At 34.7% G+C, this 12,329-nt stretch carries 11 protein-coding genes and 2 pseudogenes; 12 read left to right on the top strand and 1 reads right to left on the bottom strand.

Translation table 11 applies throughout. The annotated features are described in order from the left end of the window. The first annotated feature begins 39 nt into the window (after positions 1-39). The 12 genes and pseudogenes from E4O00_RS06525 to E4O00_RS06470 all read left to right on the top strand — a co-directional run bounded on the left by E4O00_RS06525 (position 40) and on the right by E4O00_RS06470 (position 11,976). Complete coding sequence (locus tag E4O00_RS06525) at positions 40-2,391, top strand: RHS repeat domain-containing protein (protein WP_253679443.1); 2,352 nt, start codon at positions 40-42, stop codon at positions 2,389-2,391. A gap of 2 nt (positions 2,392-2,393) precedes the next feature. Continuing rightward, complete coding sequence (locus E4O00_RS06520; RefSeq protein ID WP_253679441.1) at positions 2,394-2,975, top strand: hypothetical protein; 582 nt, start codon at positions 2,394-2,396, stop codon at positions 2,973-2,975. An 86-nt stretch (positions 2,976-3,061) separates the two neighbouring features. After that, positions 3,062-4,927 carry an RHS repeat domain-containing protein gene (locus E4O00_RS06515; protein WP_253679439.1) on the top strand — a complete coding sequence of 622 codons (1,866 nt, stop codon included), beginning with the start codon at positions 3,062-3,064 and terminating at the stop codon, positions 4,925-4,927. Between the two features lie 10 nt (positions 4,928-4,937). After that, the gene (locus E4O00_RS06510; RefSeq protein ID WP_253679437.1) at positions 4,938-5,507 is read left to right on the top strand and encodes a hypothetical protein; all 570 of its coding nucleotides are present in this window, start codon (positions 4,938-4,940) and stop codon (positions 5,505-5,507) included. 62 nt (positions 5,508-5,569) lie between these two features. Continuing rightward, positions 5,570-6,295: pseudogene (locus E4O00_RS14205) on the top strand (RHS repeat domain-containing protein); the annotation flags it as partial. A gap of 639 nt (positions 6,296-6,934) precedes the next feature. Next, on the top strand, positions 6,935-7,966 hold the full coding sequence (locus E4O00_RS06500; RefSeq protein WP_253679433.1) for a hypothetical protein: 1,032 nt from the start codon (positions 6,935-6,937) through the stop codon (positions 7,964-7,966). Positions 7,967-8,107: 141 nt separating this feature from the next. After that, positions 8,108-8,801 (top strand): annotated as a pseudogene (locus tag E4O00_RS14200) (RHS repeat-associated core domain-containing protein); the annotation flags it as partial. 77 nt (positions 8,802-8,878) lie between these two features. Then, a complete protein-coding gene (locus E4O00_RS06490; protein WP_253679429.1) occupies positions 8,879-9,325 on the top strand; it encodes a hypothetical protein in 447 nt (148 codons plus the stop codon). Positions 9,326-9,437: 112 nt separating this feature from the next. Continuing rightward, positions 9,438-9,713 carry a hypothetical protein gene (locus E4O00_RS06485; RefSeq protein WP_253679427.1) on the top strand — a complete coding sequence of 92 codons (276 nt, stop codon included), beginning with the start codon at positions 9,438-9,440 and terminating at the stop codon, positions 9,711-9,713. A gap of 100 nt (positions 9,714-9,813) precedes the next feature. Beyond that, the gene (locus E4O00_RS06480) at positions 9,814-10,212 is read left to right on the top strand and encodes a hypothetical protein (RefSeq protein WP_253679418.1); all 399 of its coding nucleotides are present in this window, start codon (positions 9,814-9,816) and stop codon (positions 10,210-10,212) included. A gap of 19 nt (positions 10,213-10,231) precedes the next feature. Next, positions 10,232-10,981: a conserved oligomeric Golgi complex subunit 4 gene (locus E4O00_RS06475; RefSeq protein ID WP_253679416.1), complete on the top strand. Its 750-nt coding sequence runs from the start codon at positions 10,232-10,234 to the stop codon at positions 10,979-10,981. A gap of 467 nt (positions 10,982-11,448) precedes the next feature. Beyond that, positions 11,449-11,976, top strand: a complete 528-nt coding sequence (locus E4O00_RS06470) for a hypothetical protein (protein WP_253679414.1) — start codon at positions 11,449-11,451, stop codon at positions 11,974-11,976. Positions 11,977-12,004: 28 nt separating this feature from the next. Here the strand turns inward: E4O00_RS06470 and E4O00_RS06465 are convergent, their stop codons facing one another. Then, entirely contained in the window at positions 12,005-12,316 is a 312-nt protein-coding gene (locus E4O00_RS06465) for a HigA family addiction module antitoxin (RefSeq protein ID WP_253679412.1), read from the bottom strand. Between the last annotated feature and the right edge of the window lie 13 nt (positions 12,317-12,329).

Here is a 12,329-nt window from a genome sequence, read left to right as displayed (position 1 = left end):
ATTTTTACAAAAATTTATTGAATTGAGATAAATGATGAAATGAAAGTAGAGGTTTGCATTTATTCACAACCCAACTATCTCCCCCGGACAGCGATTGTAAGGGAGCAAAAGCAATTTATCAAAATTGCTTTTGCTGTACATCTTTCCGCAGTAATTTCTGCGGAAAGATACCGAAGCGCTAGCAAAGCCCTGAAAAGCGCGGTGCTCAATTTTGTTTTCTTCGTAATGCTAAAAAACAAAATTGAGCAGTCCGCCAAAATAAAGTTATTACTAAATAAAATCATATTACCGGATGTTTTTCCGCTTACGGACAGGGTGGACGGAAGCGGAAAAACAATGCCTTTTGAAAATAGGTGGAGCAGATACAAGGAGCCTAGTAAAAATAAAGCGGAGGCGTATCTGGTATACGTCGAGCATTTATTTTTGCGTAGCGACGCAGGAGATGCCCGCATATTTTCAAAAGATGATGAACAGGCACAAAGAGTCTACATAAAGTATGGAAACGGAGTAGAAACAAGATACATGTACGATGAGAAAAGAAGATGGCTTGACTCGATAGAAACAAAGAATAACCAAACTCAAGATGTCTTTCAAAAAATAAAGTACTCATTCGACCCTGTAGGAAACGTCCTAGGCTATAATAATGATGCAAGTACTTACGAAACAAAACAAACATACTCTTACGACAACCTTTACCAGCTTATAAGCGTAGAAGGAACAAGTAATCAATACAAGGCTAAAAAAAGCTTTGGTGCAACACCTGTAAGCATTGCAAAATATAAACAAGATTTCAGCTTTGATGGCATAGGCAACATGAAAGAAAAGATAAGCACCACAAACATACCCGGTGCACAAGGAAACTCTTACCCCAAAGCTGAACTTGACTATAGCCTAGCTTACGAGTATGACCCGGCTTATGCACACCGCCTAATAAGAGCAGGTAACCGTTATTACCGCTATGACGCAAACGGCAACATAACGGCAGAAAAAGACGGTCCATTCACAGATGAAGAAGAGTTTGTATTTACATACTCCTATTTTGAAAATGAAGACGTATACGGCACAGACTACGGCTTCGGTCTTGACGCTCCTAAAGAAACGGAACAGTCAAACCCGCAAGACCTATTTGCCTACAGGCGTAACTACACTTGGAACGAGCGCAACCTCTTAACCAAATCAAGCGACAAAAACTACACAGTCCACTACCGCTACGGAGAAGACGGACAGAGGGCACTTAAGTACACCGATGAGGGAAGGAGTGAAACCTTATACTTTAATAACTTCTTTACGATACACATACCAACCCAAGACCAAAACAACCCTCAAGGCTTAAGAGTACACAAACACATATTCGTAGGAAACTCACGTCTTGTAACCGCTATGACCCACACAGATAACCAAGGCGACAACGACGAACAAAAGGCAAAGAGGTATTATTACCACAGCGACCACTTAGGAAGTGCACAATTCGTAACCGACTGGAAAGGCAGACAGTACGAACACATAGAGTACACGCCGTATGGCGAACTTTGGATAGAGGAAGTAGCAGCAGGATTAGATAAACTGCCGTTTAGGTTTACGGGGAAGGAGCTCGACGAAGAAACAGGTTTATACTACTATGGAGCAAGGTACCTTGATCCGAAGTATAGTAGGTGGTTGAGTGGCGATCCGGCACTTAATGATTATATACCTAAAGCACCCATTGATGATGAGGCTAAAAAGCATAATGAAAACCTACCCGGAATGGGCGGGGTGTACAACACGGTAAACTTGCATATTTACCACTATGCGGGGAATAATCCGGTTAAGTATATTGATCCGGATGGGAGAATTTCTTTATCTGCAATTTTACTGGCGAATCCTGATTCTATGAGTAAAGAGGATGCTAGACTTTGGATAAAAGAGCAAGTTATAAATGATAATAGATTTCCCATATGTCAAAAATTATATGCTCTAGGAATGAATGGGGGGATAGATAAATATATTTTTGGTAAAACATCATTAATAGCTCAAAAAATGACATCTGTTTCAAATCACGCTAATGATACTATAAAAAGTCGGTTGAAAGCAGGTAAAATATTTGGAAAAAATGGAACCACTGCTTTTAGTATGTTAGACACAGACCTTTTTGCTTCTTTTGGTGGCGGGGTTCGTTTTGATTGGGACCTTACATCTGTCGACGAAAAGAATAATATTGCTACTGTTATAGTAAATATTGAAGATGTATTTGATTTTAATGATGGTAATGGAAACAGATCTAGAATCGCAGAAAAATTAACAAAAATTGGCGCAAAAGCTGAATTGAAATCTTTTACCCTATCTGGTGAATATGAGCTAAAAATAAAGTTAACTCATAAGGAAATTGAAGTTTTAAAGTCAAAATTGGAGTAAATATGATAGCTTTTTTTACTTCATGCTGCTGTTACGCGGTATGGAATATTTTTATTTATTTTTTATTTAACCAAGGAAAAGGAACAAGTTGGATTTACAATTTTAATCCAGCATATATGATAATTTCACTTATTATATATTTTATGATAAGAAAAATATGGGGGCAGAAAAACAATATAAAGTTGACGCTTTGTTATATTTTGGGATGCCTGACAGTTTTCGGCTTTACATTCTCTGTATGCTGCTTATTGTATTATGAAAGTTTACCGATAGGGCTTTTGCATTTATTTATGCTTTTGCTTTATTATCCAGTAGTGGCAGTGATCAATATATTTTTTTTGTATATTAACGATATCAAAATAACATTAAAAAAAATATTTTTAACTGCTTTGACTACTATATTTGTGATACCGTATTCATTTCTTCTTCCTATGCTGGTTTTCATTATAAATGGCGGTGATCCTTATATCTATATATTGTTTCTTATTTTGGAACCTATAGAATTAATAAAAAATGGAGGGGTAATTTCAGGACTTGCTTTTTTTGAAATTATTATGATGAAAATTTACATTCGGAAAGGATAACTTTTTACTTATTGTTTGTATTCATGGAAATAGCATATTTGATACAAAGCTAATTGATAAAGCTGTTAATGTAAATAGATAAAACTATGAACCCAAAACCTTTCATTTATTCACATCCCAAACATCTCACTTTTCGGACAGCGATTGAAAGGGAGCAAAAGCAATTTATAAAAATTGCTTTTGCTGTACATCTTTCCGCAGTAATTTCTGCGGAAAGATACCGAAGCGATAGCGTAGCCCTGAAAAGCGCGGTGTTCAATTTTGTTTTCTTCGTAATGCTAAAAAACAAAATTGAGCAGTCCGCCAAAAGAAAGTTATTACTAAATAAAATCATATTACCGGATGTTTTTCCGCTTACGGCAAGGATTGACGGAAGCGGAAAAACAATGGCTTTTGAAAATAGACATGTTGGATGCAAGGAGAGAGAAAAAATTAACCGCAGGTGTACTTTATGTACGTTGAGGATTAATTTTTTTGAAGCGACGCCGCAGACGACGTGTATATTTTCAAAAGAATACTACCGCTATGACGCAAACGGCAATATCACAGCCGAAAAAGACGGTCCATTCACAGACGAAGAAGAGTTTGTATTTACATACTCATACTTTGAAAATGAGGACGTATACGGTGCCGACTATGGATTTGGTCTTGACGCACCTAAAGAAACGGAACAATCAAACCCTCAAGACCTATTTGCCTACAGAAGAAATTACACTTGGAATGAAAGAAATTTACTCACTAAATCAAGTGACCGAAACTACACAGTCCACTACCGCTACGGCGAAGACGGACAGAGAGCCTTAAAATACACAGACGAGGGAAGAAGCGAAACGCTTTACTTCAATAATTTCTTTACGATACATATCCCAACGCAAGACCAAAATAATCCGCAAGGTTTACGGGTGCACAAGCATATCTTTGTTGGTAACAGCCGCCTTGTAACCGCTATGACCCACACAGATAACCAAGGAGATAACGATGAGCAAAAAGTTAAAAGATATTATTACCACAGTGACCATTTGGGAAGTGCGCAATTTGTAACCGACTGGAAAGGCAGACAGTATGAACATATAGAGTACACACCTTACGGGGAACTCTGGATAGAGGAGACAGGGCTGTATTACTATGGAGCGCGTTACCTTGATCCGAAATACAGTAGGTGGCTGTCAGGCGATCCGGCGTTAAATGATTACATACCAAAAGCTCCGATAGATGATGAGGCTAAAAAACATAATGAAAACTTGCCGGGACTTGGCGGTGTGTTTAATGTTGTAAACCTTCATGTGTATCACTATGCAGGGAATAATCCGGTGAAGTATGTGGATCCGGATGGGGAATCTGTTGTAGTAGTTACTGCTGTTGTGGTTTGGGGTGTAAATGCCTTATTATTAACAATAGGTATTATTGATGCTGCAGGGCCTTCGAAGGCTGAGCATTTAGCAAGAAATGACAATCAAGCAGGATTAGCACCTTCAGATAGAGAAACTATGGATAAATTGGTAAAGCTAGGGCTCTTTTCAGACTGGGGGAATACAGGTACTCATAACTTGTCTGGGGATGATACAGTAATGAACAGACTAGGAGGACTTGTGTTAGGTGCGCGAGGCTCCAATAAGGATTATAGAGGTGCTACAGGAACGGTATTTGAAGGATGCCAATTTGTTTATGATTCTAATGGTAAATTAGTTACTGATTCACTGAATCAAGGGACTTTTGATACAGCATCTCCAAGCGGTGTTTCGGGAGTCATCAAACATTCTGTAAAAGATGTTTCTCCATGGCTCAAGTGGGGAAATGGAACGGCAAATAACCAAGTAATGTCTGCTGAATTGGAAAACTCAATAAAAAATATTTATAATGACTTTGATGGGGGAAAGATTTCAAAAGATCAAGCAAAAAATGAAATTGAAAACCTTGTAAAAAACTATATAAAACACAATAACTTGGAATAGGAGATTAGATATGTTTAAACTATTAACTTCGATTGTATTGATTGGTGCAAAGATGATCTTTTTTGATTATGTAGTGGATAATCCTAAATATGAATTTGCTGATAAGGATACCGGAACTTCTGTAAATATGCAATTTATACCTACGTCATATAACTCTCTCTTTCGTATAGTTATGAAATCACCGTATGACCTATGGATACATTTTGAGATGCGTCATCGTTTATCTGGACGAAAAGTAGAGTATGTCAGAATAAAGGAACTGGAAATTATTTCAGATGCGGGTGAGAAAAAATCTCTTCTACCATTTATAATTGCATTTATTAGATACTTGGAAAAGGGTGACCCTGAAATTTATAATCCGCCTAACATTCCAAATCTCCTCCATGAAAAAATAAGTATTTTTAAAGACGGACTTAGTTTTAGGTTTTCAAAGATTCCTCTTGATGAGAAAATTGATAAAAAGATTCAAATACATATAAACATGGATATAATATACAAAGATGGAACGGAAAAAAATTATAATCATTATATTCCATTTAAACAAGAAATGCACTATAAGCGATGGATTCCGACGGTATAGTTGTATTCATTATATTTGTAACTTTTTAATGAGCGATTTAGCGGATAATATATTTTTAATTTATGAAAAATAGTCATTTATTTAAACAGTCTAATTATCTCTTTCGGACAGCGATTGAAAGGGAGCAAAAGCAATTTATAAAAATTGCTTTTGCTGTACATCTTTCCGCAGTAATTTCTGCGGAAAGATACCGAAGCGATAGCGGAGCCCTGAAAAGCGCGGTGTTATCAACATCCGTACTTCCTTGTACGGATGTTGATAGCAAGTTTTGCATAAGCAAAACTTGCAAGCTTGAACCATCGCCGTCCATGGCGGAGCTGATATTTGTTTACTTTTATATTATAATGACAAACAAAATTGAACAGTCCGCCGCTCAAAGTTGCTTAAATAAAAAACTGTCGCTATCTAAAATTCCCACTGACAGGACTTTTGAAAATAGGCGGAGCAGATACAAGGAGTTAGGCAAAAAAGTACCGCAGGCGTATCGGGTATACGTCGAGGACACTTTTTTGCCGTGCGACGCAGGAGATGCCCGCATATTTTCAAAAGAGGAGACAGGGCTGTATTACTATGGAGCGAGGTATCTTGACCCGAAGTATAGTAGGTGGCTGTCAGGCGATCCTGCACTAGGTGATTACATACCCAAAGCACCCATTGATGATGAGGCGAAGAAACACAATGAGAATTTACCCGGAATGGGGGGTATATACAACACTGTAAACTTGCATATTTACCATTATGCCGGAAATAATCCGATTAAGTATATTGATCCGGATGGAAGGGATATAATTTTATTGAATAGGTCATATGGCGCTGGTGGTTTTGGACATAATGCTGTGTTAATTGGAAATGATACCGATGGATGGTATTATTATAGTAAGGATGGTAAAGCGGATGGAAATCAGAATGGAATTCGATTTGATAATTTAAATGCTTTCAGACAAGCTAACAACAAGGTTGTGGGAAAAAATAATGAATATGGTGCTAGTTTTAATTATGATAAAGGATATCAGTTGAAAACAACACCCGAGGAAGATGCACAAATGCAAGCTTATGCAGCAGGTAGAGTTAATAAAGATTATTCGCTTTTTGCTGAAAATACAGAACAATTTCTTGATTTTTCTGGTGGATGGAAACAGAGACCCAGCTGGAAATCGATAGCACTTGAAGATAATAAAGCAGAAAATTGTGCCGATTTTTCCGGTAAAGTTATAGAATTTGGTAGTAAAGGGGCGTTTTTTCCGAGTATATTTGGAGCAACTATACCTAATACCCAATATAAAAATTTTAAGAACGCACATCCTAAAGGAAAAATCCTAAATTTTAACCCGCTTCCACCAGGAGAATATAACTATGAAAAAGTGGATCGTATGTATGAGTACATGTATGGATTGTAAATTAAACAATTAAGTATGAGGAATTATGAAATGGCGAAAAAGTCAAGGTTAGTATTATTTGTAGTTTTTGCTGTTATCATTGCTATCATAATTAGATACCAACTTGATAAATATATCATTGCAAAATGTAAAACAGAATATCTTAAAATAAAAGATAAATTTGTATATGCTAGATATCGAAATAATGAATATGAGCTATGGACTAGTGATGAGTATTTTGTTCTTTCTGAGAAAGAATTCATTGAAAAAAATAAATCTTTAGAAAAACTACATCCGCTTGAGTTTGGAACTTATGGATATCATACATTTATACTGCTTGATGATAATACCATTGTTGCAGGCGGATCCGGAAATATTTTTTATATTGATATCCGTACAAAAAAACTTTTAAGGCATTTACGGATGCCTGATAGGAAAGGTGTGTATTTTGATATTTACAATGATAAAGATCTTATATTTATATTTGAGGGCGATGTTTATATCTATGATTATGAATCTGATATAACTGAAAAACAAGAAAGTATAGATATTAAAATTTTTTTAAAAAAACATAAACTTTTCCTGTTTTCAAATAAAATAGCATATTCAAAAAAATATAATATTATGTTGTATCATGCAGAAACAACAGTAGACGAGACTAACCGCACCTTTGGTAATGAAATATTTGTTATCAATTTCAATACCGGTGAAACTTCTTTTCTCGGATATGGAAACCATCCCTACAAAGATGCTGCAGGAGAATTATATTATGCATCTAATAATATAATTTATAGATATGATCCTGAGGAGAATAAGACAATAGAATTTTTTACACATAAGAAAACACTTTTCGAATATAGTGCTGTTATTAACGGCTTTATTATTTTAGAGAACGCTCTTTTTATTTTTACTTCAGGGCATCCTGATTTTAAAGGATTTAAAGGCTGTGAATTAATTATTTATACCGATAAAAATCGTTTAAGATTAAAGAGTATTATTTTTACTGACGGTGCTTATGAAATGGAGAAGAAAAAAAGATTTCTATCTTCTTTTGCCGGAATTGATATAATTCGGCGTAGGTAAGCGAAATAGGACAATAAAACTAAAATAAGAATATGCAATAAAAATAATCATATAAAATAAATTGTGTAAATAGTTGAAATATGATATTATATGAGAAAATAAAAAACTTGGAGGAAAGAGTAACAAGTAATTGATAAAACTATGAACACAAAGCTTTACTTTTATTCACAACCTAACTATCTCACTTCTCGGGCAGCGATTGAAGTGTTACATGCAGTGAGGCAAAGCCGAACTTCCAGCCAAATCCTTTTTGCGGTGTGTTTAAGCAAAAAGCAAGCTCTGACCGGAGGGAAGAGCCTTGCCCGTGAAGACAAGTGCAGCAAAAAGATTGGAGCGGCATTGGTGCAGCAAGCCGATAGGCGCAGCTTCGAAGCAAGCGCGGTGCTGACACTTGTGTACTTTTACATAATTATGATAGTACACAAGTGTCAGCAGTCCGCCAAAAGAAAGTTATTACTAAACAGCCCAACTGACAGGACTTTTTGGAAATAGGCGGAGCAGATACAAGGAGTTAGGCAAAAAAGTACCGCAGACGTATCGGGTATACGTCGAGGACACTTTTTTGCCGTGCGACGCAGGAGATGCCCGTATATTTTCAAAAGAGGAGACAGGGCTGTATTACTATGGAGCAAGGTATTTGGATCCGAAGTATAGTAGGTGGTTTTCAGGAGACCCGGCACTAAATGATTATATACCAAAGGCTCCGATAGATGATGAGGCTAAAAAGCATAATGAAAACTTGCCGGGACTTGGCGGTGTGTTTAATGTTGTAAACCTTCATGTTTATCATTATGCGGGCAACAATCCGGTGAAGTATATTGATCCGGATGGAAGATTACAAAAAAATTCTGATGGAGGTATAGAAAAGACCTATGTTGGAAGGTTAAAAAAACATTTGGCGAGTCTAGTACAATGTATGAATATGATGTTTTCCTTTTGTATACAGATAAAGGTTCCATGATTTTGGGATTTGTTCCAGTCAAAAATACAAAAAAATCAGACATAGGCGGCGAAGTATTTGCAAATAAAGAATATATATTGTTTCCCAATAATGTATCAAATGATGGTTATGAAGAGATTTCGGCAGCTATTGGAGCTTCAATGAGTAAAACGGCAAATTTGAATACTCTTTTACAAGATGAGTGCACTGAAATAAATAAAAATGACGTTCGTAAAGGAGATTTGATTGTTCAAAATTTTAAAATAAATGATGAAGATGAAGCATTATTATTTGCAGAAGTTTCCGATGTGAAGAAAAATATTTTTGGAACAGCAATATATTATGAACGAAATGGACAGACATACAAATTTAGTGAAAAAAAATTTTATGGGGGAAATTATATTTTGGCGGAAAAATGAAGAATAAAATGTTTTTATTTTTTTTATTATTTTTATATCTTTTTTCTCTTGTAAAAAAGAAAAATGTAGTGTATGGGTTTGTTCCGATAGTTTGCAGGACGAAAAGATATATATGGAGCTAACAAATGAGAATAAAGTTATTCTAACTAGTGTTTCAAATTTATATTTATTGTTTTCTCAAAAAGAAAACATCCATAATTATGGAAATATTGAACAGGTAAATACTGATAAATTTTTTGGTGAGTATTTTGAATCACAAAAACTGATTAAGTTTATTGATTCAAAAAAATGCTATAATGTTTATATTATATACATGAACCACGATGTATTAGATTTATTCTTTGAAAATGGAATGATACTTCATTTTAAGAGAATAACTAAAAATTAATTGTCATTGTTTTTATAAAGAGAAGATGTTATGGGAAATAAAGTAATAATAGGAGAAACCTATGAAAAAGAAAAGACATAAATAAAGGGTGATCTAGGTAATGTTAAAAAATCTTATAAAAACAAAACTTTGCATTTATCCAAAGCCTAGTTATCTCTTTCGGACAGCGATTGAAGCAAAACTTGCAAAAAATCAAGCTTTGTTGTACATATCCATATTAAAAAAATATGGTGAAGGCAACGTGCATTTAGGTGATAGCAATGCAAAAGGTACTAGTGGCTTTTTTGCTCTGAATGATAATACGAATGTTTTTTTTCATAGTCCTGAACAAGGTGTTATTCTATATTCTAAGATTCCTGTACCTGATTCAAAGCCATCAAATGTTAGAGCCTTAGCTGTTACAGGACTAGCTCTATATGGCATATATAAAATTCTAAGGACAGCTGCCACAGCAGCAGTGTGTCCTCCTTTAGCAGTGGTGTCTGCTGTTGCACCATAATTTATGGAGGAATATTTAAATGAAAATACCAAGCATATTATTCGGGTCATATAACGAAGTTGTAAAAAGATTAAGGCCGTTGAAAAATCATAATATAGTTTTTATGAAGAATTTTATAAAAAAAATACAAGCTCCGGATAAAATGATGGAAGTTACGGAAGATACACCAATCGTAATGGTTGATGAATATACTACACGTGCAGTACCGAATGCGTTTTTTCCATCAGTTTTAAGTGATTATATTTTATATGAAGAAGTTTATACATCGGATGTGGTGTCGTGGTATATGAAAAAAGCAGTAGAAAATTCATGGTTGATATTGACTGCAGTAGCAAATTCTTACTCTGTAATACGTTTGTATCATCATTTTCATAATAAATTTCAAATACGGTTATTAAATGCTCTTGAAAAATATTGGGATGAACTTGTTAGTGTGGGATTCTGTTATTATAATGATGTTTTGGATGTCAGTCGACAACAAAAACGATTGTTTTTTGAAAATAATTTTGCATTATTAAAAATGTCAAGTATGGTTATGCATATTAGTGATGTGGAGCACATAATAGAAAATTGGAAGAAATTTAAAAGAAATAAACCAGTCATTCCATTTACTGAAAGTTCGCCTTTAGAAGAAGAACAAAAAAAAATAATGATTCAAATAATTAACTCAGGTGCATTAAAAAAAATGTCTAAAGAGCAGTTAGATGCTTTTAAAAAACTATACATAGATTATTTTAAAACATCGTTGCCGGATGATTTGCTTACATGAGAAAGATATTATGAAAATAAAGCCTTATTTGTATTCAGAACCTAACTATCTCATTCGGACAGCGATTGCAAGGGAGCAAAAGCAATTTATAAAAATTGCTTTTGCTGTACATCTTTCCGCAGTAATTTCTGCGGAAAGATACCGAAGCGATAGCGTAGCCCTGAAAAGAGCGGTGCCGGTATTTGTATACCTTTGCATAGTATTGATAGTACACAAATACCGGCAGTCCGCCAAAATAAAGTTATTACTAAATAAAATTATATTACCGGAGGTTTTTCCGCTTACGGTAGGAAGCGGAAAAACATTGCCTTTTGGAAATAGGCGGAGCAGATACAAGGAGTTAGGCAAAAAAGTACCGCAGACGTATCGGGTATACGTCGAGGACACTTTTTTGCCGTGCGACGCAGTAAGGCGCGATATAAATAATATATATTATTTACATACCAATAAAATATATTCCAATTTTGATGATCAATGGTATTAAAAAATATATTATTTCACTTGATTCCTGTTTTTTAAATATTGGGTTAATAACAACAGTTATATTTTTTGAAATAGCGGCTCTTGTAAATTCTTATTATTTGGATTTTGTTTTTATACCGATTATTATTTGGCTTTTCGGTGTGTTTTTTTTGATTTATCTTGTAGTGTGCGAATATAAAACCTATTCAAATGTACAAGAAATTATTGGCCATCTTACTTTGACAGGCAAGCACAAAGATGTTTGTGATACTTTGCTGGAAGGTTTTATTAAATTTGGTACAAGTATGCCTCCTCGTGGGTCGTTTAGATGGTATGGATCTGATGAATATTTATATCAAAAAGCTTTTCTGGAGTTTTCTAATTTGGATTTAACGGAAGAATCGGAAGATCTGATTAAATTCCAAAAACCTATTCGAAAATCACGAATTATAATAAAAATATGGATTGCATTTTTTATAGCTTTTGCCTTGCAAATAATTCCGGTAATAATCGGTATGAAAATACGGCGTTGAGTTTTTCTTATGACTTTTTATAAACTTTCTAGCATTTTGCAAGTACATACTTTTCAATAGGTTGTATTTTTTTTATAGCTTCTTTTGTTTCGATTTTCATAGTATCAAGATCATACTTATTTTGAATATTGAGCCAGAATTCAGGACTTGTATTAAAGACTTTAGCTAGTCGTAGTGCCGTATCTACAGTTACTGATCTTTTGCCTTTAATAATTCGCCCTATGTGAGTTTGTGATATTCCTGTAATTTGTGAAAGTTTATATTCAGTTAATTTATACGGTTGCATAAACTCTTCAAAAAGTATATCTCCTGCGTGTACAGGTTTTAATATATTTTTCATAGTACCCCCTAAT

Source organism: Treponema sp. OMZ 788 (assembly GCF_024181245.1).
Taxonomy (GTDB): Bacteria; Spirochaetota; Spirochaetia; order Treponematales; family Treponemataceae; genus Treponema_B.
This window is presented reverse-complemented; position numbering and strand designations above follow the sequence as displayed.